Annotated in this window: 25 protein-coding genes and 1 pseudogene; 16 read left to right on the top strand and 10 right to left on the bottom strand. The window is 65.0% G+C overall.

Annotation, left to right across the window (positions count from 1 at the left end; all coding sequences use genetic code 11):
• The first annotated feature begins 128 nt into the window (after positions 1-128).
• Together ACVJ5M_RS19705 and ACVJ5M_RS19710 are read left to right on the top strand one after the other, a co-directional pair.
• Entirely contained in the window at positions 129-1,148 is a 1,020-nt protein-coding gene (locus ACVJ5M_RS19705) for a lytic transglycosylase domain-containing protein (RefSeq protein ID WP_225005258.1), read from the top strand.
• Positions 1,149-1,328: 180 nt separating this feature from the next.
• Positions 1,329-2,504: a DUF2336 domain-containing protein gene (locus tag ACVJ5M_RS19710; protein ID WP_208087502.1), complete on the top strand. Its 1,176-nt coding sequence runs from the start codon at positions 1,329-1,331 to the stop codon at positions 2,502-2,504.
• Between the two features lie 176 nt (positions 2,505-2,680).
• Here the strand turns inward: ACVJ5M_RS19710 and ACVJ5M_RS19715 are convergent, their stop codons facing one another.
• Both ACVJ5M_RS19715 and ACVJ5M_RS19720 read right to left on the bottom strand, forming a co-directional pair.
• A complete protein-coding gene (locus ACVJ5M_RS19715; RefSeq protein WP_354100400.1) occupies positions 2,681-3,259 on the bottom strand; it encodes an Hpt domain-containing protein in 579 nt (192 codons plus the stop codon).
• 27 nt (positions 3,260-3,286) lie between these two features.
• A complete protein-coding gene (locus tag ACVJ5M_RS19720) occupies positions 3,287-3,832 on the bottom strand; it encodes a response regulator (protein ID WP_008549760.1) in 546 nt (181 codons plus the stop codon).
• 172 nt (positions 3,833-4,004) lie between these two features.
• Here ACVJ5M_RS19720 and ACVJ5M_RS19725 point away from each other — a divergent pair, with 172 nt between their 5' ends.
• From ACVJ5M_RS19725 to ACVJ5M_RS19735, 3 genes are read left to right on the top strand one after another with little or no spacing between them, the layout of a single operon-like run.
• Entirely contained in the window at positions 4,005-4,568 is a 564-nt protein-coding gene (locus ACVJ5M_RS19725) for a DUF2975 domain-containing protein (RefSeq protein ID WP_208087501.1), read from the top strand.
• 2 nt (positions 4,569-4,570) lie between these two features.
• Positions 4,571-4,825 (top strand): helix-turn-helix domain-containing protein, encoded by a 255-nt coding sequence (locus tag ACVJ5M_RS19730; protein WP_049807677.1) that lies wholly within the window; start codon positions 4,571-4,573, stop codon positions 4,823-4,825.
• Positions 4,826-4,859: 34 nt separating this feature from the next.
• Positions 4,860-5,402, top strand: coding sequence for a hypothetical protein (locus tag ACVJ5M_RS19735; protein WP_354100399.1), 543 nt, complete (start codon positions 4,860-4,862; stop codon positions 5,400-5,402).
• Between the two features lie 62 nt (positions 5,403-5,464).
• On the opposite strand, the gene ACVJ5M_RS19740 is transcribed toward ACVJ5M_RS19735, so the two are convergent.
• The gene (locus ACVJ5M_RS19740) at positions 5,465-6,244 is read right to left on the bottom strand and encodes an NAD kinase (RefSeq protein ID WP_208087499.1); all 780 of its coding nucleotides are present in this window, start codon (positions 6,242-6,244) and stop codon (positions 5,465-5,467) included.
• 250 nt (positions 6,245-6,494) lie between these two features.
• On the opposite strand from ACVJ5M_RS19740, the gene ACVJ5M_RS19745 reads away from it, so the two are divergent.
• On the top strand, positions 6,495-8,066 hold the full coding sequence (locus tag ACVJ5M_RS19745) for a S10 family peptidase (RefSeq protein ID WP_354098559.1): 1,572 nt from the start codon (positions 6,495-6,497) through the stop codon (positions 8,064-8,066).
• Here ACVJ5M_RS19745 and ACVJ5M_RS19750 read toward each other — a convergent pair.
• The 3 genes and pseudogenes from ACVJ5M_RS19750 to ACVJ5M_RS19760 form a co-directional block, all read right to left on the bottom strand.
• Positions 8,053-8,754 (bottom strand): serine hydrolase, encoded by a 702-nt coding sequence (locus ACVJ5M_RS19750; RefSeq protein WP_456679633.1) that lies wholly within the window; start codon positions 8,752-8,754, stop codon positions 8,053-8,055. The genes ACVJ5M_RS19745 and ACVJ5M_RS19750 overlap by 14 nt on opposite strands.
• Positions 8,714-9,442: pseudogene (locus tag ACVJ5M_RS19755) on the bottom strand (serine hydrolase domain-containing protein); the annotation flags it as partial. The pseudogene ACVJ5M_RS19755 and the gene ACVJ5M_RS19750, both read right to left, overlap by 41 nt.
• Positions 9,443-9,551: 109 nt before the next feature.
• The gene (locus ACVJ5M_RS19760; protein ID WP_354100398.1) at positions 9,552-10,094 is read right to left on the bottom strand and encodes a tetratricopeptide repeat protein; all 543 of its coding nucleotides are present in this window, start codon (positions 10,092-10,094) and stop codon (positions 9,552-9,554) included.
• 251 nt (positions 10,095-10,345) lie between these two features.
• Here ACVJ5M_RS19760 and ACVJ5M_RS19765 point away from each other — a divergent pair, with 251 nt between their 5' ends.
• The 4 genes from ACVJ5M_RS19765 to ACVJ5M_RS19780 all read left to right on the top strand — a co-directional run bounded on the left by ACVJ5M_RS19765 (position 10,346) and on the right by ACVJ5M_RS19780 (position 12,850).
• Positions 10,346-10,714, top strand: a complete 369-nt coding sequence (locus ACVJ5M_RS19765; protein ID WP_354098557.1) for a His-rich protein BRANT — start codon at positions 10,346-10,348, stop codon at positions 10,712-10,714.
• Positions 10,715-10,926: 212 nt separating this feature from the next.
• Positions 10,927-11,361 (top strand): hypothetical protein, encoded by a 435-nt coding sequence (locus tag ACVJ5M_RS19770; protein WP_187388016.1) that lies wholly within the window; start codon positions 10,927-10,929, stop codon positions 11,359-11,361.
• A gap of 287 nt (positions 11,362-11,648) precedes the next feature.
• Positions 11,649-12,356 carry an outer membrane protein gene (locus tag ACVJ5M_RS19775; protein ID WP_071917379.1) on the top strand — a complete coding sequence of 236 codons (708 nt, stop codon included), beginning with the start codon at positions 11,649-11,651 and terminating at the stop codon, positions 12,354-12,356.
• 251 nt (positions 12,357-12,607) lie between these two features.
• Positions 12,608-12,850: a DUF6719 family protein gene (locus tag ACVJ5M_RS19780; protein WP_038935984.1), complete on the top strand. Its 243-nt coding sequence runs from the start codon at positions 12,608-12,610 to the stop codon at positions 12,848-12,850.
• 33 nt (positions 12,851-12,883) lie between these two features.
• Here ACVJ5M_RS19780 and ACVJ5M_RS19785 read toward each other — a convergent pair whose 3' ends face one another.
• Positions 12,884-13,138, bottom strand: coding sequence for a hypothetical protein (locus ACVJ5M_RS19785; protein WP_014494365.1), 255 nt, complete (start codon positions 13,136-13,138; stop codon positions 12,884-12,886).
• Between the two features lie 296 nt (positions 13,139-13,434).
• On the bottom strand, positions 13,435-13,824 hold the full coding sequence (locus ACVJ5M_RS19790) for a hypothetical protein (RefSeq protein ID WP_071912705.1): 390 nt from the start codon (positions 13,822-13,824) through the stop codon (positions 13,435-13,437).
• Between the two features lie 102 nt (positions 13,825-13,926).
• Between ACVJ5M_RS19790 and ACVJ5M_RS19795 the strand changes: the two genes are divergently transcribed.
• Positions 13,927-14,091, top strand: a complete 165-nt coding sequence (locus ACVJ5M_RS19795) for a hypothetical protein (protein ID WP_193375949.1) — start codon at positions 13,927-13,929, stop codon at positions 14,089-14,091.
• A 3-nt stretch (positions 14,092-14,094) separates the two neighbouring features.
• Here ACVJ5M_RS19795 and ACVJ5M_RS19800 read toward each other — a convergent pair whose 3' ends face one another.
• Positions 14,095-14,286: a hypothetical protein gene (locus tag ACVJ5M_RS19800; protein WP_456679376.1), complete on the bottom strand. Its 192-nt coding sequence runs from the start codon at positions 14,284-14,286 to the stop codon at positions 14,095-14,097.
• 246 nt (positions 14,287-14,532) lie between these two features.
• Between ACVJ5M_RS19800 and ACVJ5M_RS19805 the strand changes: the two genes are divergently transcribed.
• Positions 14,533-16,230 (top strand): methyl-accepting chemotaxis protein, encoded by a 1,698-nt coding sequence (locus ACVJ5M_RS19805; protein ID WP_456679377.1) that lies wholly within the window; start codon positions 14,533-14,535, stop codon positions 16,228-16,230.
• 226 nt (positions 16,231-16,456) lie between these two features.
• On the opposite strand, the gene ACVJ5M_RS19810 is transcribed toward ACVJ5M_RS19805, so the two are convergent.
• Positions 16,457-17,218, bottom strand: a complete 762-nt coding sequence (locus ACVJ5M_RS19810) for a dienelactone hydrolase family protein (protein WP_231142203.1) — start codon at positions 17,216-17,218, stop codon at positions 16,457-16,459.
• Between the two features lie 87 nt (positions 17,219-17,305).
• On the opposite strand from ACVJ5M_RS19810, the gene ACVJ5M_RS19815 reads away from it, so the two are divergent.
• The 4 genes from ACVJ5M_RS19815 to ACVJ5M_RS19830 all read left to right on the top strand — a co-directional run bounded on the left by ACVJ5M_RS19815 (position 17,306) and on the right by ACVJ5M_RS19830 (position 21,285).
• Complete coding sequence (locus ACVJ5M_RS19815) at positions 17,306-18,019, top strand: class I SAM-dependent methyltransferase (RefSeq protein WP_231142202.1); 714 nt, start codon at positions 17,306-17,308, stop codon at positions 18,017-18,019.
• A 104-nt stretch (positions 18,020-18,123) separates the two neighbouring features.
• Positions 18,124-19,956 carry an outer membrane protein assembly factor BamB family protein gene (locus tag ACVJ5M_RS19820; RefSeq protein ID WP_231142201.1) on the top strand — a complete coding sequence of 611 codons (1,833 nt, stop codon included), beginning with the start codon at positions 18,124-18,126 and terminating at the stop codon, positions 19,954-19,956.
• Positions 19,957-19,976: 20 nt separating this feature from the next.
• On the top strand, positions 19,977-20,390 hold the full coding sequence (locus ACVJ5M_RS19825; protein ID WP_231145319.1) for a GFA family protein: 414 nt from the start codon (positions 19,977-19,979) through the stop codon (positions 20,388-20,390).
• 523 nt (positions 20,391-20,913) lie between these two features.
• Positions 20,914-21,285, top strand: a complete 372-nt coding sequence (locus ACVJ5M_RS19830) for a hypothetical protein (protein ID WP_081369447.1) — start codon at positions 20,914-20,916, stop codon at positions 21,283-21,285.
• The last annotated feature ends 47 nt before the right edge of the window (positions 21,286-21,332 follow it).

The raw sequence follows: 21,332 nt of genomic DNA on the forward strand, positions 1-21,332 counted from the left end.
CCGGGTTCGGGCCGGAATGACGGCGAACGGCCAGATTAACCCCGCATTAACCATACCTGTCCCACGGTGAGACGACAGGCGCCGAATTGCCGGCGTCGCTCAACGCCGCACGGGGCGGGCACTCCATCATGTCGGTCGACAATTCCAGTGCCTCTCAGACGACGGGTCTCGATCCGTCGCGGGCACGCGTCGCCGGCGCGATCAAGCAGGTCTCCAACCGGACGGGCGTCAGCTTTCAGTACATGCTGACGACCGCCAAGATGGAATCGGATTTCGATCCGACGGCGGGAGCCACCACGTCGTCCGCCCACGGGCTCTACCAGTTCATCGACCAGACCTGGCTGGGTACGGTGAAGGAGGCGGGCACCCAGCTCGGCTATGGCAATTATTCCGACGCCATCACCAGGACGTCGTCGGGCGGCTACGCGGTCGATGATCCCGCCATGAAGCGGTCGATCATGAAGCTGCGCGACGATCCGGAAGCCGCCTCCACCATGGCCGCAGCGCTGACGCAGTCGAACAGTTTCAAGCTCACCGGACTGCTCGGCCGCAGGCCGTCTGACAGCGAACTCTACATGGCGCATTTCATGGGTCTCGGCGGCGCCGCAAAGCTGATCGCCAATGCCGAGGACAATCCGCAAGCGGTCGGCGCGCGGCTGTTTCCTAATGCGGCCTCCGCCAACCGCTCGATCTTCTACGCCAGGGACGGCCGCGCACGCAGCGTCTCCGAGGTCTATTCGGTGCTCGACGCGCGCTACGCCAGCGCGGCGAATTCGAAAACGACCCGCAGCGCAATGGCGATGTATGGCGACTCGCCATCCACGACGCAGGTCGCAAGTGCCAACGGCGTGCAGCCCACCGCGCCTGTCATCGACAACGCCGCTTATCTGCAGACCTTTCCGGAGGCGCGCGGCGTGACGCCGGTGAGTGCGACGTCGTCGTCAACGGCTGCGGACAACACGCCGATCACGCCCGCATTCCGCTCGATCTATCAGCCCGGCGATACCACGCAGCCGGTTTCGACCACGGTGCAGAAATTGTGGGGCAACAACGCCTCGCTTGCTTCGATCGCATCGGCGACGCCTGACGTGCGCCCGCCGCAACCGCTCGATCTCTTCAGCGATCGCAGCGGTACGTTCTCGAGCTGATCGTCGCGCGAATAACCCGCTCTCGTGTCCCGGACGCGTGGCAGGCGCCTTTGTTCCCTTAACAAAACGTCAATAAAACCAGCCAGTTATGGTGAACGCTTTGTTAAGCGTCGTGGTTTATTTTGTGTTGCAGGTGACAAGCCGTCACCGTTTTCGTTTGTTGTGTAAGCCGGAAGCAGCATGATTGTTCGGCAGTTCATCAATTGGATCAGGACGGCGCCCGCCGGCGAGCGGGCCGAGGCGACGCGGGCATTGGCCCGGGCCTGGCTGATCTCAGACCTTTCCCATGACGACCGTATCGCGGCCGAAGGCGCGCTCCTGATGCTGCTCGACGATCCCTCGCCGCTGGTGCGGCAGGCGATGGCCGAGGCCTTTGCGCGCAGCACGGATGCGCCGGCGTCGATCGTGCGGGCGCTGTCGGCGGACCAGCCGACCGTCGCGCTGCCCGTGCTCGAACATTCGCCGCTGCTGATCGACGCCGATCTCGTCGACATCGTCGCAACCGGCAATGACGAGGTGCAATGCGCGGTCGCCCGCCGCATCGCGTTGCCGGTGTCGGTCTGCGCCGCCATCGCCGAAGTCGGCTGCGCGGCGGCAGCCCTCGAGCTGATCGAAAATCCCCACGCCGAGCTCGCGCCGTTCTCCTGGAATCGCATCGTCGAGCGCCACGGCCATCTCGCCGCGATCCGCGAGGCGATGCTGGTGCTTGAGGATCTGCCGGCCGCGACGCGCGCCGCTCTGGTGGCCAAGCTCTCCGAGACCCTTGCACAATTCGTGGTGGCGCGGAACTGGCTGAGCGCCGATCGTGCCGAGCGCATCACGGTCGAGGCGCGCGACCGCTCGACCATGAACATCGCAGCGCGCTCGCGCGGCGAGGACATGCAGGGCCTCGTGCGCCACCTGCGCATCACGGGCCAGCTCACCGCCGGCCTCATCCTGCGCGCGCTGCTGTCGAGCAATCTCGATCTGTTCGACGCGGCACTCGCCGAACTCGCCGACCTGCCGCTGGCACGCGTCTGTGCGCTGCTGCACGACCGTGGCGGCAACAGCCTGCACGCGCTGCTCCGCCGCGCCGGACTTCCCGAGGCGACCTTCGCGGCGTTCCAGGTCGCACTCGATGCCTGCCACGAGCAAGGTTTTGTCGATACCGATGATGGCGCGGCGCGGCTGCGCCGGCGCATGGTCGAGCGCGTGCTCACCCATTGCGAGACCGACCGCGGCGCGACCGAACCGCTGATGGTCCTGCTCCGCCGCTTCGCCACGGAATCCGCGCGCGAAGAGGCAAGGTTGTTCTGCGACGAGCTCGTCGCGGATGACGCGCTCGATCCGATCTATGACGACCTGATCGCGGCGTAGCGAGACGCCGTAGGGTGGGCAAAGGCGCGTAGCGCCGTGCCCACCATTGATCCGCACGGCTTATATTAGTAGGTGGGCACGCTTCCGCCTTCGCTCTTCGAGCTACGGCGGACGAGTCGCTTTGCCCACCCTACGACACTTGCGCTCGCAATAACGAGAGGAGAGAGCGGGAGCCGCTACTCCGCCGGCACGATGCTCGGTGCCAAAATCACCTCGAGATGCTCGGGGCGGTCGCGGTTGGCGTGGGCGAGATAGTCGTCGGCGACCTTGCGCAGGCGGCGGCTGAGCTCGGCCGAGACGCTGATGCTGTCGAGCTTGGTGTTTTCATGCACGATGGCCAGGATGGCGTTGATGTGGTGCGTGAACAGCTCGGCCGGCACCTTGTCGAGATCGGGCGCGTGCTCGATGACGCGGCACAGGCTCTCCGCAACTCCCGCCGCCGCCGGATAGCCGAACGTCGCAGCGTCGCCCTTGATGTCATGCGCGGCGCGGAACAGCTCGTCGCGCCGCTCCTTGGTGAAGCCCTCATGGCGAACAGCGACGTAAGCGGCCGACAGACGATTGACCTCGGTCGTCATCCAGTCCTTGAACTCACTGGAGAGGCCCGCGAGCGCCTGCTCGGCGCGGGCGACCGGATCGTCCAGGTCCTTTTCTTCGACACGGCGCAGAACCTTGCGCAGCGGATTGGGCTGCGTGATCACTTGGTGCGTGGCGAAGGCCGTGACCTCGATGTCCTTTGCGCCGTTGTTCGCCATGATGTCTGCCCCGATCGAAACGTTGCGCTAGATGGAGGAACGAGCCTTGTCGAGCAGCGAGGGTTGCTGGAGCACCTCGTGCTTTTCGCCGACGCGGCGCTCGGGGCCCATATAGGCGGAGTTGGTGTTGCGGCGTCGGTCCGGACCGAAATAGGTCTTGGTCTTGATGAAGGGCCGGGGATTGGCGACGACGTTGAGGATGCGCTGGTAGAGGCCCTTGGCGGAGATCGGCTTGGCCAGGAATTCGGTGACGCCGGCATCGCGCGCGACCGTGACGCGGCGTTTCTCGGAATGACCGGTCAGCATGATGATCGGCGCGTAGGGATTGCCCTTGGATTCCGGCTGCCGGATCATCTGCGCGAGCTCGAGCCCGTCGAAGATCGGCATCGCCCAGTCGGTGATGACGATGTCGGGCACGTAATGGCTGTACATTTCCAGCGCGGTGGCGCCGTCCTCGGCCTCATAAACCTCGCGCGCGCCGAAGGAGTGCAGCAGCGTCCGCAGGATGCGGCGCATGTGCGGATTGTCGTCGCAGACGAGGAAGCGCAGCTTGTTGAAATCGATGCGGAACATGACGCCTGGGCCGGAGCGGTCAACTTTCGTTAACCATATCGCGGCGGGGGTTAAGGAAGGGTTGCTGCCGGCATTTCGCGGAGTACGTGACGAGGGAAGGGGTTAATATCGTAATTCTGCCATTTTTTATTGTAAAACGATAAAAATATACAATTAAATGGGAGCTAGTCCGATGAGCGTCGTCGCGTTTCCTTTTCCTGCGCCGGTCGAGCCGCGGTTGCGGCGCATCGGACGGATCGTGGCCGTCGGCGCGCTCCTGTGCGTCGCCGGCGCTGTGCTTGCGGTGCCGCTGCTCTGGTCGAGCGACGAGATGCTCCGGCACTGGATCGCGACCCAGTCCCCGCTGGGGGCGCGGCCCTTCACGCTCAATTTCAGTACGCGCCTCGCCGGCGCCCTGATCAGCCTGATCGGACTTGCGCCTGTTCTCTACGCCTTGTTGCAGCTCTCGATGTTGTTCTCCCGCTTCGCGCGCGGCGAGGTCTTCGTGACCGACAACGCCTGGCGTATCCGCCGGATGGGCCTCGCGCTGATCGCCAACGCGCTGATGTCGCCGCTGGTGCAGATGCTCACCACGATCAACCTGACGCGGGCCAACCAGCCGGGCCAGCTCGTGGTCATGTTCGGCATCGAGCAGTCGCATGTGCTGTCGGTGCTGAGTGGCCTCGCGCTCGTCGCCTTCGCGACCGTGATGGCCGATGCCGTTCGCATGTGGCACGAGAACAGTGAGATCATCTGACCATGCCGATCATCGTCAACCTCGACGTCATGCTCGCCAGGCGCAAGATCAGGTCGCGCGAGCTTGCCGCGCGCATCGAGCTCACGGAGGCGAACGTCTCCCTGCTGAAGTCGGGCAAGGTGCGCGGCATCCGCTTCGACACGCTCGAGCGGATCTGCGCCGTGCTCGACTGCCAGCCCGGCGATATCCTGGAATATGTCCCTGACAGCGCGGACGACGCGCTGGAGCCGCGCGGGGCCGGCCGGAAATCGGCCTAGCCAATCCTTCAAGTCCAGATTGGAGATGCCTGCGATGAACCGCCTGGCGCGTGTTCTTGCGAGCGCGGCTGCGCTCATGCCTGCCGGTTGCAGCTCGGTGCCGCTGACATCGATCCCGCCGCTTGCCCGCATCGATGCCAGGACGACGGATCTGTCGATGCTGCGCGTCGCCGTGCAGTTGCCTGACGCGCTGCGGCCACGTTCGGGCGGCGTCAAGCTCGACGTCGTCACCAAAGTGGCCGGCGAGGCCGAGACCAAGACGAGCTTCGCCATGATGGAGATGAGCGACGCGCGAGATCGCGCCGGCCTGCCTGCGCCGCCGCTGGGCTCCTCGACCTACGCCTATCGCTTGTCGCCGGGCGATGCTGCACGCTTCGAAGCGCTGCGTGCGTCGATGGTCGAGCAGGGGAAGCAAGGCAAACGCGGGTCGATGGGGCTCGGCGTGGCAGCCAAGGAATTCTGTCGTGCGAACGCGGCGCCGCAGGGATCGCTGCTTGTCACGATCTATCTGATGACGTCGGAGACGAAGAGCTTCGAGCTTCGTTCCCGTCGTCAGGGATTTCGATCTGCTCGGTGATCCCGCCATGGCGGGCGGCCTGGAATCGATTCAGCCTTGCGGCCAGTGATCCGCGCCGGCGCTCAATAGCCGAACTGCTCGCGCAGGATGCGCTCTTCCAGGCTGTGGCCGGGATCGAACAGCATGCGCATCGAGATGGTCTTGTCGGACAGCACCTCGACGCGGCGGACGTCGCGCACCTCGTCATGGTCGGCCACCGCCGCCACCGGCCGCTTGTCGCCCTCCAGCACCTCGATCACGACGTAAGCCGTATTGGGCAGGAGCGCGCCGCGCCAGCGGCGCGGGCGGAAGGCGCTGATCGGCGTCAGCGCCAGCAGCGCGGCGTTGATCGGCAGGATCGGTCCCTGCGCGGACAGATTGTAGGCGGTGGAGCCGGCGGGCGTCGCCACCATGATGCCGTCGGCGATCAGCTCAGCCATGCGCTCGCGCTCGTCGATCAGGATACGCAGGCGCGCGGCCTGGTAGGTCTGCCGGAACAGGGCGACCTCGTTGATGGCGTGATGCAGGTGGACGCGGTCGTTCACGTCGGTCGCGCGCATCAGGAGCGGGTTGATCTCGGATTCCTGCGCCGCCTCGAGACGGTCGCGAAGGTCGACCGTCGAGTACTCGTTCATCAGGAAGCCGACGGTGCCGCGGTGCATGCCATAGATCGGTTTGCCCGAGTGCATGTTCTGGTGCAGCGTCTGGAGCATCAGTCCGTCGCCGCCGAGCGCGACCACGACATCGGCGTCGTTCGGGTCGCAATTGCCATAGTCCCGAGTGAGCTGGCCGAAGGCGGTTTGCGCCTCGCTGCTTGGGCTCGCGACAAAGGCGATCCGGTTGTATCGCGCTGGCTTGGTCATGGCTTCCGGGCAGGGCCGCTGGCTGGAGAAAGTTCCGCCGGGCTCGTCTATACGACCTGGGCCTGCATTGTCGAGAAGGACCGCTGTTCAAGGCAAACAGCGTCCATCCCGATTCAGGGCAAATCCGGATCGATTTGTGCTCGCCCGGCTTCTTCAGGCGCCGCCGGGCCAGCTATCCCCCAAACTGTCGCAATTTCTCGCTAGCCTTGCGATGCTCGCCGGCTCTCGCAGCCGGACAAGGAGAACGATCATGGTCATGCGTTTGCCGGCGCTCCGCCGCGCGACCCTGGTACTGGCGGTGTCGACTTTCGCGCTCGCGGGATTTGCCCGCGCGGACGATCCGCCGCAGCCGCGCGCCGAGACGGCGGCCCCAGCGGGACAGAAGGGTGGTGGGCGCGGCGGCAACACGCCAGGCGCGTCACAGGGTTCATCGTCCGCCGCCGAGCCGCATCGCCTTCCGTCGGATTCGACCACCAAGCAGACGCTCGATCTGCCGGGCCGTGCACTCGACTTTACCGCGACTGCCGGCTCGATCCGCGTGTTCGACGGCAAGGGTGAGCCGCTCGCCGACATCGCCTATACGTCCTATGAGCTCGATGGTGCCGACCGCGCGACGCGCCCCGTGACGTTCCTGTTCAACGGCGGTCCCGGCGCGTCCTCGGCATGGCTCCAGTTCGGCGCTGCGGGTCCGTGGCGGCTGCCGCTCGATGGCGAAGCCCTGTCGCCGTCCGCCTCACCGGATGTGAAGCCGAACGCGGAGACGTGGCTCGACTTCACCGATCTCGTCTTCATCGATCCCGTCAGCACTGGCTACAGCCGTTTCGTTGCCAGCGGCGAGGACGCGCGCAAGTCCTTCTACTCCGTCGACGGCGACGCCAATTCGATCGCGCTCGTGATCCGCCGCTGGCTGGAGAAGCACGACCGGCTGACCTCGCCGAAATATGTCGGCGGCGAAAGCTATGGCGGCATTCGCGGGCCGAAGGTCGTGCGCCAGTTGCAGCTCCAGCACGGCGTCGGCGTCAGGGGATTGATCCTGGTGTCGCCGCTCCTGGACTTCCGCGAGTTCACCGGCACCAGCCTCCTGCAATATGTCGCGACGCTGCCGAGCTATGTCGCGGTGGCGCGCGAAGCCAAGGGAGCGGTCAAGCGCGCCGATCTCGCCGACGTCGAGGCTTACGCGCGGGGCGAGTTCCTGGCCGACCTCGTCAAGGGCGAGGCGGACAAGGAGGCCACCAATCGCCTTGCCGACAAGGTTGCTGAGCTCACCGGGATCGATCAGGCCGTGAGCCGCCGGCTCGCCGGCCGTTTCGACGTCGGTGAATTCCGCCGCGAGTTCGACCGCAAGAACGGCAAGGTCACGGGGCGCTACGACGCCTCGGTGCGAGGCTATGATCCCTATCCGGATTCGAGCAGCTCCCGGTTCGGCGATCCCTCGGGCGATGCGCTCCAGGCGCCGCTGACGAGCGCGGCGGTCGATGTTCTCACGCGCAAGCTCAACTGGCGGCCGGATGGCTCCTATGAAGTCCTCAACGGCGCCGTCGAGGGCAATTGGGATTTCGGCCGCGGCATCAACCCGCCCCAGTCGGTGTCGGAGCTGCGCCAGATCCTCGCCACCGACGGAAAGCTGAACGTGCTGGTCGCGCACGGCCTGTTCGATCTCGCCACGCCCTATTTCGGATCGAAGCGGGTGCTCGACCAGCTTCCGGCGTTCGCCACGCAGCGGGTCAAGTTCGTCGTCTATCCCGGCGGCCACATGTTCTATTCGCGCGACGGCTCGCGGCAGGCGTTTCGGAGCGAGGTCGAGGCTCTTATCCGAGAGTAGGCCGCCGCTTGCGCGGCGGATATCTCCGCGCGATCTCGCGCGCCACGACACGCTCCGGCTTGATATTGGCGCCGGCGATCCAGATGTCGCTGACCTTGCCGCGCGCGTCACGGACGCGGCGCACCGGCTCGCCGTGGCTGGAATAGCCGGCAGCCCAGGCGAGCTTGCCGGTGTCGCGGCCGGTGACCTCGATCTCGGCGGCATCCATGAACGGATTGATGAACTGCGGATTGGCGACCAGCACGCGGTTGCCCGCGGGGACGAGATCGGTTGCGCCCCAGATCGTCCACCAGCGGCCGTTCCAGTCGCGCACGCGGCGGTCGGGGGCGCCGCGAGTCCTGAACACGCGCAGGATCTGCATCGCGCCGTCCATCCAGAACGGCGCCGCGCCGTCGATGGAGTTGCTGAGGATACTGATCGCGAGCTCGCAAGCGGGGATGGAGCAGGTCCGGGAGATGTAACCCTGAAAATGGCCGCCATGGCCGAACCAGTCCCAGCCGTCGGTTTTGCCGGCGTTGATGCCAAGGCCGTAATAGGCCTCGAAACTCTGCGGGATGCGCCAGTGATGCCGGGTCATTTCGCGGCGGCTTGCGACTGAGAGCACGCTCTTCCTGGCGTTGGGCGCAAGCTGCGCGAAGAAGCGGGCCGTATCGCCGGCGGTGGCGGCGAAGCCCGTAGCGGACGCCATCGCGTGCGTCGGATTGTCGCCGGGGATCACGCAACGCTCCGCCCAAGGGCACCTTTCGCGTGTGGCCGCGCGCGAACGATGCGCCCTTGGGAAGCGGCGCATCCGGCTCAGTCTCGCGCAGGCCTGCGGGCTCGATGATCTCGCGCTTGATCCAGGCGGCGTAGGGCTCCTTCGACACGGCTTCGATGACGAGGCCGAGCAGGCCAAAGCCGTGGTTGGAGTATTTGAAGCGCGTCCCCGGCTCGATCGCGGTCGGCAGCTTCAATTCCGCGAGCAACTCCCTGGCGTTGAGATAGGGACGGTTGTCGATGAACTGCCCGGAATCGGCGCCATCGCGCGTCAGCCCCGCGCTGTGCGAGAGCACCTGCGCAATCGTCGTCTCGGCGACGCGCGGATGCAGGCCGCCGACATGTTGGCCGACCGTGTCGTCGAGCCGCAGCTTGCGCTGGTCGCGCAGCTTCATGATGCCGGCGGAGGTGAAGCTCTTCGAATGCGAGGCGATACGGCAGCGGTGGCGCGGGGTGAGTTTTTCGCCGGTGTCGAGATTGGCAAGACCAAAGGCGTGCTCGGCGACGATTTCGCCGCGATGGGCAAATGCGACGATGACGCCGGGCTGCTGGAATGTCGTCTGTTGGAATTCGATCCAGGAGCCGATGTAGTCGATCGCGGATCGCAGCCACGTATCCATTGCGCACCAATTTGCGAGGGGAGCACTTGATGCGAGAGGCTAACCGAGAAAGCGGAACGGGCACAACCCCGAGGTTGTGCCCGTTCGTTTCGTTCGAGGATGCGATGTCTCAGTAGACGAGCGTCGCGCCGGTCGGCTTGTCGAGCGCCGCGGCGAGCGAGCGATACTCGGAGCTGTCAGTGCCGGCGAGCGAGGCGATCTTGTTCAGGTGGTACTGCGCCTGTTCGCGGTTGCCCTGCTCGAGCTGCCAGAGGCCGTAATACTGCCAGGTGCGGACGTGGTTCGGATCGTCCTTCAGCGCGATCTCGTAATAGACCTTGGATGACTGGTAGTCGCCGAGCTTGCGATAGGAGTAGCCGATCAAATTGGCGACGTCGGCGACGTCGTCGCGCTCGAGCGACTTCAGCTGGCCGATCGCGCTCGTGTAGTCGTGACCGTCGTAGATCGTGGTGTAGGCGGTGCGATAGGCCGCGAGGAATTTGGGATCGCTGATGGAGGAGCTCTTCTTCTTCCCCTTCTTGGTCGAGCTGTCCGACTTCGGCGGCGGCGAGGGCTCGTCGCTGCCCGCGGCGTAGGCGCTGGTCAGCATCGGTCCGGCGGCCAACGCCATCGAGACAAGCCCCGGTACCAGAAGCATGGAAAGTTTGCGCATCTATCTTCTCCCGTATGGAACGTGGCGATCCTACACGATTGCCCAAAGACCGGAACACCCAGAGGGCAAAAACATTCCCGCTTCGCACGATCTATTCGCCCCTCCGCAGATGACAAACTTGTCATCGAGATGAACAGAAGCCTGCAAGGGACTTCAGACTGGGTTCAGCGCGCGCCGCCTAGGCTCCCACCCACGATCGAAGAGTAGGCGAGAGGGCGCCGCCTCAAGATCCTTCCAAGAGGAGACCAACCATGTTGAAGACCATTTCCGCAGCCTTGCTCGCCGCTTCCGTAATCGCAGCCCCGGCCTTCGCCGCTGAAGCCGGCAAGACCACCACGACCGCGCCGGTGATCAAGGCGGACCAGAGCCAGACCAAGGTGTCGACCACCACCGTGAAACCCGAGGCCGGCGTCAAGGCCGACACGAAGGCCGCCGACGTCAAGGCGGACGCCAAGGTGGATACCAAGTCGAAGGCGATGAACGCCAATGCCGCGGTCACGCCCGATGAGCACAAGGCCGTGCGCACGCATCGTCACCACCACAAGCATCTGTCGGCCAAGAAGTCGCTGAAGGCGCAGCCTGACGTGACCAAGCCGGCGGCCATCGACAAGCGCAGCTAACGACTGATCCGGCGCGGCGGCATCCCTGGCATTGCCCGCCGCCGCGTGCGGAATTCAGGCCCGGCCCGTCGTCTCGGCGTCAGCGCGAAAGCGCAGGCGCCGGCGGCGGGGCGGTGCGTTATTTGCGCAGCCTACGAGCAGGACCGAATTCCCTTCGTGCAACCTTGGAGCTAGAACATCCTCCGAGTCTGATCGAGCGGAGAGCGTGGCCTGTGGGGCGATTGGCGAAGCGTGCGGTGATCTTGGCGTTGGTTCTGGTCTTGCCGCTGGCGCTCGCGGCATGTTTCGGCAGCGACGGTGATCGTCCATCCCTGATGGAGGGGACCCAGGCGGGAGGGCCGCAGCCGTTTCCCGACAATTTTCGCAGTGACACGCTGGCCTTGATGCGCGCTTACCTCAACAATCCCGTCGGCGTGCGCGAGGCCACCATGGCCGATCCGGTGCTCCGCGAGATCGGCGGACGGCAGTTCTACGTCGCCTGCCTGCACTTCACGCCACGCGAGACCGACGGCAGCTACAAGGGCATGCGCGAACGGGCCGCCGTGTTCGTCAACGGGCGGGGCGACCGCATCGTCGATCGCGCCGGCGAGCTCTGCGCCGGTGCGGTTTACGCACCCTTTCCGGAACTGGAAAAGATGGCGCGGTAGCGCAAAGCCGGCCTTCATCGGCAGGTGCTAGGACAGGGGCCGCCGGAGCCGCTGGATCACAATTTTGCGAGCTTTGAACGGGGCTGGTTTGCCTTGCGACAGATCGTTACAGCCCGCCTTGCGCAGACGACGAAAACAGTCGGTGCAAGCAGGTGTGACGGAACAAAATCGCGTTGTTGCCAACCCGTCACAGTTACAGACGATCAACGTTCCGGCATCGCCGCGAAGCAACCTAATTCACGCCACGTTGTTTCCTGAGTGTCGAATTTGAAAGAACGGGGATGATCATGAAGACGATTTTGCTGGGCGCCGTCGCTCTGCTGGCGCTGGCTGCACCGGCCGCCGCGGCCGACATGCAGCCGCGCACCTATACCAAGGCGCCCGCCTATACGCCGCCGCAGGTGATCTACAACTGGACCGGTTTCTACATCGGCGGCCATGTCGGCGGCGCGTTCGCCGGTGACAGCAGCTTCCAGTCGAGCGACGCCCGCTTCCTGGGCGGCGTGCAGGGCGGCTTCGACTACCAGTTCGCGCCCAATTGGGTGGTGGGCATCGAGGCCCAGTACTCCTGGCTGCCGACCAACAACAACGGTGTCACGTTCCCGCTGGGGACGCAGGTGACGTCGAACACCGACCAGCTCGGGTCGGTGACCGGCCGCATCGGCTACACCTGGGGACCGGCGCTGGTCTATGCCAAGGGCGGTTACGCCTGGCGTAATGGCGGCCTCGGCGTCAATGTCGCCGGCGTGGCGCAGCCCTTCACCGCCACTGGCAACAACAAGGACGGCTATACTGTCGGTGCCGGCCTCGAATACATGTTCGCACCGAGCTGGTCGGCCAAGGCCGAGTACCAGTATTACAACTTTGGCAGCACGACCTTCACCTCCGGTCCGGCCGACGTCGTCGGCGTCCGGGGCCGGGAGGACGAGCATACCGTCAAGGTCGGTGTGAACTACCGCTTCGGCTGGGGCGGACCGGCGGCCTCGCGCTACTGACGCCCAACAGCGACCACGACCTGACAAGGGCCGGCTCACGTCGGCCTTTCGTTTGCCTGGCCCTTGTTTGCCTGCCTGTTGTTTGCTTTGCGTGAACCATCTGGCGCGTCATTTGCAAGCAAACGGTCTGGGGCGCGCGTTCTCACGCGCGTCATGGGACTGGCGTAAAGCAAAAATAATTTTTGCCGCCTACGGAACTCGCGCTCCGGAAGGCGTTATATGAGAATTACCGGGCTGGTGGGACGACGGACATGCGTATCTTTGTGTCGGCAGTAGTGCTCTCGTGCTTCATCTCCCTGCCGTGCGCTGCACAGACAATCCTCAAATCCGAGCCTCTGATGCTGGCACCCTATGAGGTGGCCTTCGTCAAGGACGCTTCCTGCCCATCCGGCAAGGTGCTGAAGGTAACGGGCGCGATCCGCGGGCTGCACCGTCGCAAGGCCTGCGTGGTGCTGGCGGGCGAGCAGGCCTCGCTGGCGACCGCGACCCCCTGAGAGATCCCTTCCTGAGATACCCTGGGTCTAACCTCAGGAATTCAGCGCAAGCTCCATCCTCGATTGCTGTTCGGCCTCGGCCTTGTTCCTGGCGGGGTCCTCGCCCTGGGCGGCCCGGCAGGGCTTGATCTCGTAATCATTGTCCAGGACCCGGCGCGGCCCGTGGCGCTGGTCGTCGGTGCTGACATCCACGACGAGGCCGCTTTGCTGCGCGAGCTGCCAGACGTCGGCCTCGCTGGGATAGGCCTTGCTGATTTGGGCGTCGTTGCAGAACAGGGCGTAGGGCATTCTTCCCGCTCCCGGAAAGCGCGTTAACGGCTTCACGGGGCAAGGGGTTCCGGGGCGGTCACGGGGGCGTGATCGGAGCCGCGGGCCCTGAGTCTTTAACGAGTCCTGAATCCCCAAAAAAAGAATCCCTGGGACTCATTTGCCGGAATCAGGGGATGTTTTCGGCCATGACGACCGACCTCAAGACCTGCTGCGGGCACATGCTGCTGCCACTGACGCTGGGATTGCTCAGCGCCTGTGCGGCCAATCTCTGGTTGGTTTGGTCCTGGCTGTAGGCGTCTGATCGACCGCCGGCCCTAGTTTTCGGCTGGCGGACGGAGGGAGGGGTCACGAATGGCCGCGCGGAGCCTGGTCAGGGTCGCCGCGCAATACTCCTCCCGCTCACGCTCGAACCGCTCCTGATGCTTGCGGAAATTGGCGATGCGGGCCTGCATCTCGGAGCGGAAATCGCCGCTTGTCCGTGCTGGCGGGATCATGACGGGCGGGGCGAGCGGGACTGGCGGCGGCTTGATCTCGACCGCCAATGTGTCGACCGCCACGGTCTCGACGGTGACGGTCTCCACCGGCACGTCCGGTGCAGCCGTCGGTCTCTCCGGCGGATGGAAGTCACCCTTCTTGCCGGTCACCGATTGGACGAAGGCCATTGTCTGCGCGATCAGTGCGTCGCGCTCGCTGATCCACTTCATGGTCCACCTCTGTTGGAGCTATTCCAGCAAAGCTGGCCGGCCGAATCAAGGAGGTGTTCGGCTGGGGATTGCATATTTTTCCCGCCCGCCTGACAGTGGGGAATGGACGTCAAATCAGACCAGTCGGACGAAGCGCAGGGCCTGCGGCTCGTTCGTGCGTTCTTGGCGCTGCCGCCCGACAAGCGGGCGGAGGTGATCGCGTTCGTGGAGGAATTGGCGCGGGCCCAAGGCCGGCCCGAGGCAGGCACAGAGGCATCGCCGACGTGAGCGCTATCGCTCGCGCGGGTTAATGTTGGGCTCGAACGGCGCCCCCACCACCCGGACCGGTGTTGGAGCCGTAAGGTCGATCGCCGCGCGTTCGGCGACCTGCGTTGCCGGAGCCGGCGCTGGTGCCAGCTCGAACAGCGCAACGGTGCCGGCCACGGCGACACAGCACAGCGTCACCGTCGCCAGCAGAAACATGTTTCGGTTTTTCTTCCTTGATCCGCATGGGCCGACAACGACTGACGTCGGCGACCCGTTCCGGCCGGTCATGTCCGGATCACGCCCCCAAAACAGGCAGAAGCTTACACGAGGCTTACGCCGAGCCCCCGAATAGTTATTTTTCCGTAAGACTACTCGGGGGATTTGGCATCAAATCTTAACGTCCGCCGGTTCCAATGCCCGTTGCTGGGATTATGCGTCGGCAGAAGCATTGGGGCGGCTGTGATGAGCTTTTTGAACAATCTGAAAATCGTGTGGAAGGTCGCACTGATCGTGGCGGTGATGGGATGCGCGATGCTTGCCGTCGCCGGCTTCGCCGCGCGTGAACTTTCGGCGACCGTCGACGGATTTGCCGAACTCTCCGCCGCGCAATCCTCGGCGCTCAACCTGACGCGGGCCCAGCGCCGCGCCGAGACCTATCATGCCGCGCTCTATGCGGTCTTCACCGAGGCGACGGAGGCGGGCAACGCTGGCCGTCTCAAGATCGCGAACCAGAACCGTAGCGAAATCGGCCAGTACCTCGATGCGGCCGTGCAGGACGACTCGTCGCGCGCCAGCCAGGTCAAGAGCATCGGGGACCAGCTGAAGGCCGCGTTCGCCAGCTGCGATCCGGTACTTCAGGCCGGCGCGCAGGCAAGCAGCGTGGAGGAGAATGCCAAGGCCGCCGAACGTGCGCACAAGGAGTGCGATCCGGTGCTGGACGCGGCGCTCGCACGCATCGTCCAGTTCGTGACCGAGTCCGCACAGGCGGTCAGCAACCGCAAGGAAGCCATCAACCGCGACGCCAGGTCCGCGACGTGGACCGTGATCGGCGTCAGCGCCGGCGGCCTGATCGTCGGCATCGCGATCGCGCTGTTCATCGGCCTCAATGCGATGTCCCGGCCGATCGCCCGGCTCAAGCTCGCCATGGAGGGTCTCGCCCGCAACGATCTCAAGACCGAGGTGCCCGAGAAGGACCGGAGCGACGAGATCGGCGACATGGCCAGGACCGTCGAAGTCTTCAAGACCAACGCGCTCGAGGTCGAACGTCTCAAGGCTGCGCAGCTCGAGATCGAGAAGCAGGCTGCCGAGCAGCGCCGCCGTGACATGGTCAACCTGGCCGACGGCTTCGAACGTGCGGTCGGCGAGATCATCGAGACGGTGGGCTCGGCGTCCACCGAGCTCGAAGCGTCGTCCTCGACGCTGGCCACCACCGCGCACCGCGCGCAGGAGCTGACCTCGGTGGTCGCGGTCGCTTCGGGTGAAGCCACGGGCAACGTGCAGTCGGTTGCGACCGCCACGGAGGAGCTGTCGTCCTCGGTCAACGAGATCAGCCGGCAGGTGCAAGAATCCGCGCGGATGGCGGGCGAGGCCGTCACCCAGGCGCGCACCACGACCGAGCGGGTCAGCGAGCTCTCGATCGCGGCGACGCGGATCGGCGATGTCGTCGAGCTGATCAACACCATTGCCGGCCAGACCAACCTGCTGGCGCTGAACGCCACGATCGAGGCGGCACGCGCCGGCGAGGCCGGCCGCGGCTTCGCGGTCGTCGCCTCCGAGGTGAAGACGCTGGCCGAGCAGACCGCGAAGGCGACCGGCGAGATCAGCCAGCAGATTTCCGGCATCCAGACCGCGACCCAGGAATCCGTCAACGCGATCCGCGACATCTCCGCGACTATCGAGCGGCTATCGGAGGTGTCGTCCACCATTGCCGCCGCCGTCGAGGAGCAGGGCGCCGCGACCCAGGAGATCTCACGCAACGTGCAGCAGGCCGCTCACGGCACCCAGCAGGTCTCCACCAACATCACCGACGTGCAGCGCGGCGCGGCCGAGACCGGCTCGGCGTCCTCGCAGGTGCTTTCGACCGCCAAGATGCTGGCGACCGACAGCAACCGGCTGAAGGACGAAGTCGGAAAATTCTTGCAGACCGTGCGCGCGGCGTAAGTTTGTGCGGCAGCACTCGTCCGCCGCGTTCACCGCGCCTAGTGCGGAAGCAAGAGGCCGAGCGCGAACACCAACAGCATGGCCGTCATGACGACGGCCGTCACGGCGCCGGCAACGATTTTTGCCTTCTCTTTGCTGGTGGTCGAGCGCATGCGGGCTGCATGCTACCTCATGTTGAACTTCGGTCCAATCTGCGGTCAAGAGCCATCTTCGTGACCCGCCTCGGTCAGGCGGCGAGCCTTGGCTGGAAGAACCGTGTGACGCGATCGATCGCATCGGATGTCATCGGGTCGGTGTCGGAGAAATCAAAGCCGTGGGCTTTGCCTGGATAGGGCACGAATTCGGCCTCGGCGCCGACCGACTTGCCGAGCTCGACCAGTTGCCGTCCCTTCGCGACCGGCACGTTCCTGTCCGCCTCGCCATGCAATGCGATCAGGGGCGGCAGGTGCTTGACCTTGGCGGCCATAGCGTCGGGCATGCCGCCATAGAGCACCGCGAGCGCGGCGATACGCGTGTCCCGCGCGGCGGTGTCGGCGGCGACGTAGCCGCCCAGCGAGAAGCCGAGCAGGCCGATGCGCCCGGAACTGTCGGACCGGCCCAGGATGGCCGTCACGGTGGCGGAGACCGTGTTGGCCCAATCGTCGAACCGCGTCGTGTCATAGGCATCGCGGCTCTCATGCGTGCTAGATTTCGGCGTCAGCGCGGCCGTATCGGCCGGTGTCATATAGCGGAGAAAATAGACGTCGATGCCCTTGGCGGACAGCGCATCGGCATATCGCTCGTAGGCGCGGAGCCTAAGCTCGATGCCGCGGGACCCGTGCAGCAAAATCACGGCAGGGCGCTTCCCGGCCACCGTCGCCGCGTAACGTGATACAGGCAGGCTGTCATTGCCGGAGGTGACGCTGAACTGTTCGCCTGGTGCACCGTGTGCAGGGATAGACGTCAGCAGCGCGGCGATGCCGGTCATGGCCGTTCGTCGGGTAATCATCAGCGAACTCGCGCCAGGGAGATTTCGGAGGCGACGCGTCGGCTGTATAGTGTGCTTGCGACGGAATCTTGACGCGAGTCCCGCCCGATGATCCCCAATCGTCCACCCGTGCTCGCCCATGAGCGCTTCGTTGCGGACCGCGAGAGCTTTGACGGCCTCGATCTCGCCGCGCGGTTCGAGCGGATCGAGCGGACCAACCTGTGGGGCGCGGCCACATCAGTCTCGGGCCTCGGCTCGGAGGACCCGTCGACCGCCGCGATCCGGGAGGAGCTTCCTCCTCTGCTGCAACGGCTCGACGCGCGCTCGCTGCTCGATGCGCCCTGCGGCGATGCCGGCTGGATCGGCCGCATCAAGCTCGACCTCGACTACACCGGCATCGACATCGTCCCGTCGCTGATCGAGACCAATCGGCGGCGTGTGGCCGGCGGCGAATTGTCCGGCCGGTTTCTCGTTGCCGACATCACGCGCGATGCGCTGCCGCGCGCGGATGTCATCCTGTGCCGGGACTGCCTGGTTCATTTGAGCTTCGACAACATCGCCCGCGCCGTTGCCCGCTTTACCGAGAGCGGCGCGGGTTTCCTGCTGGTCACGACATTTCCCGAATGGGATGCAAATCGCGATTGCGCGGATGGCGATTGGCGCGCGCTGAACATGGAGAGGGCACCATTCAACTGGCCGTCGCCGCGCGCGCTGATCAACGAGCGTTGCGAGGAGGGCGGCGGCGGCTGGCGCGACAAGAGCCTTGCCCTATGGCGGCTGGATGAACTGCCCGATCGTATCCGCATGGCCACGGCGATGTGACGGACGCAGGCGGAACTCCATTGCGTCCGTGACCGCACTGGCGATACACTTCAGGTTGTGTGACGCGATCTTCGGGTCGCGTGTCGACGATGCCGGAGAACGCCATGAGGCCGAGTTTTGCCGTAGCGGCTCTGTTGATCTGGTGCTCGACGCCGGCACTGGCGCAGCAGGACGGCGCCGCGCTCTACGCCACCCACTGCGCGCAATGTCACGATGCCGGCGATGCCCAGAACCGCGCGCCCGCGCGCGGCGCCATGCAGGCGATGTCGTTCGATCACGTGCTGGGGACGCTGACCTCCGGCAGCATGGCCGCGATGGCGAAGGAGCGCAGCGACGACGAGCGTCGCGCGATTGCCGCTTTCGTCACCGGCAAGGCCACGATCAACAGCGCGTCCGACGGGCAGGGCCGCTGCACGCAGCAGATCAGCGGCTTTCCGCAACCGCTCGACGGTCCACGCTGGAACGGGTGGGGCGTCGATCTCAACAACAGCCGCTTCCAGCCGGCCGACATGGCGGGCCTGACCGCGGCGCAGGTGCCGCGCCTGCGGCTGAAATGGGCCTACGCGTTTCCCGGCGCCTCGGTGTCCTTTGCGCCGCCGACGATCATGGGCGGCCTGCTGTTCATCGGCGGCACCGACCGCAAGGTGCATGCGCTCGACGCGCGAACCGGCTGCACGCTGTGGACGTTCGCGATCGATGCGGCGGTGCGCGCCGCGATCACGGTCGCACCGCTTCCCGGCTCCGATCAGTTCGCGATCTTCTTCGGTGATTTGCGTGCCAACGCCTATGCCGTGAACGCGCTGACGGGGGCGTTGATCTGGAAGACGAAGGTGGAGGAGCATCCGGCCGCGCGCATCACCGGCGCACCGGTGCTGCATTCCGGCGTGCTCTACGTGCCGGTGTCCTCGCTCGAGGAAGCCGCCGGCTCGCAACCCTCTTACGAATGCTGCACCTTCCGCGGCAGCGTGGTGGCGCTGGAGGCCGCGACCGGCAAGCCGGTCTGGCAAGCCTATACGATCCCGGAAGTGCCGCATCCGACCGACAAGAACGCGAAGGGCGTCCAGCTGTTCGGCCCGTCCGGTGCCGCGATCTGGTCGGCGCCGACGATCGATGTGAAGCGCGGCGCGATCTATGTCGCGACCAGCAATTCCTATTCGAATCCGCCATCCGCGATGAGTGACGCGATTCTCGCCTTCGATCTTGCGACGGGAAAGCTGCTCTGGAGCCAGCAGGCCACGCCGAAGGACGCTTATGTCGTGGCATGCTACGGCGTGGACAAGACCAATTGTCCCGAGGATCACGGACCCGACCACGATTTCGGCCAGTCGCCGATCCTGGTGACCCTGCGCGACGGCAGGAGCGTTCTTGCCATCGCACAGAAATCCGGCGTCGTGCACGCGCTCGATCCCGACGACGGCGGCAAGATCCTGTGGCAGACGCGGATCGGGAAGGGCGGTGCGCTCGGCGGTAGCGAATGGGGCTCGGCGGCCGATCAGGATCGCATCTATGTCGCGAACTCCGACGTGCGTTTCCTGCGTGACGGCACCAGACGTCTCGACTCCACGCAAGGCGGCGGCCTGTTCGGGCTCGATCTCGCCAGCGGGACAGTCGTGATGGAGGTGCCCCCGGTCGCCTGTGGCGATCGTCTCCAATGCAGTCCCGCGCTGTCGGCGGCGGTGAGCCTGATCCCCGGCGTCGTGTTCTCCGGCGGCGTCAGCGGCTTCCTGCGGGCCTATGCCAGCGACGGCAAGCTGCTCTGGGAGTTCGACACCGCGCAGGATTACAAGGCCGTCAACGGCGTCCCCGCCCATGGCGGCGCGATCGACGGTCCCGGACCGGTCATCGCCGGCGGCATGCTCTACACCAATTCCGGCTACGGCCAATGGAGCGGCGTCGCCGGCAACGTGCTGCTGGCGTTCGAGGTGGGGACGGAGTGAACGCGACGTTCGGAGGCGCGATGATCGATGCCCGATGCAGTTGCGGCGCCGTTGCATTGTCGCTCGCGGAGCCATCCCGCGCGGTCGTTGCTTGTCACTGCATGGACTGCCAGCGCCGAACCGGTGCGCCCTTCGGCGTCGGTGCCTTCTACGCGGCTGAGGCCGTCACGATCTCGGGGACCCCAAGCGAATACGTTCGCAAGGCCGCGAGCGGCGGCAAGGTCCGCAGCTATTTTTGCACCCATTGCGGTTCGACGGTCTACTGGAAGGCGGACAATCTGCCAGGGATGATCGGCGTCGCCGTCGGCGCGATGGCGGACCCGAATTTCCCGACTCCGCTAAGATCGGTTTTTGAGCAGTCGAAACATGGCTGGGTCGAAATCAACGGTGCGGAGCACTTTCAGCAAAGCAGTGCGACGAAGAATGCAAGCTGAGGTTTCCGCCTCAAGCGCTGGTGCCGGCTGAGGGGATTGGACCCCCGACCTTCGAGGCGATCTACGAAGCTTGACCACAGCGCTGGGCATGTGGTGCGCGTTCCCGTTCACTGTGGGAACGCTAGGTTCTTAGTTCCGGTTCAGCAATGAAGCTCAGCTTAGGCTTGCCACATAAGTCACCTTGCCGCGCGGTGAAAAACCGCGCGACGATGAGTAGCATTGCTTTTTTGATCGCCCGGTTCGTTCTTCTTGGAGAGCAGATCTTGTCGATCGTGGGTGCGCTCTCGTGAGAAGCCAGCACATGATTGAGCTTTGGAACAAGTGGTACGGGACCTTGGCCTCTGTCGAGGCGCTGGCAGCCGTCGTCGTTATTGCCGTGGTGACCGCTGGCATTCTTACGCTAATCGAGAGTCAGCGGCATAGGACAAAACATTGATGGGGAGACGTCGGAAAACGATCAGCTAGACCAGAGTAGTTCAGCAGGTGAGTGGCGCTAAAAAGTGCTCCTATGCAGGAGGATCAAATGATCCTTTCTCGTGCAAGTTGGACAAACAGGAATGCTTCTTGGCGGCAAGCATTTTGCACATGCGCGGTGTTGAGCATACTGGTCGCAGCTCCTGCATTCTTGATGATACTCCTGCTGGATTCCCAGCTCGTCTTACCAGCGCTCAGTATTCTATTTTTCTCAGACGCGATGATCACTGCGGTCTTGGCTTGGGCAAAGTCGGGAAATGCGACATTAGAAAATGTAACGCTATGGGATGTTGCCGGGGCATTGACCATGTTGGGTTGTGCCGCAGCGATTCTTGGCGAACCAGATCAAGTGGCACTGCTTTTCGAGCAACCGGTCAGACTACATTCGGACGCGGCTCTAGGCGATAGCGCTAGCCCCTGATAACCGGCGGCGTTAGGACCCCCGTTTCTTGGGGGCAGGTATCGGTC

Source organism: Bradyrhizobium sp. S3.7.6 (assembly GCF_054061875.1).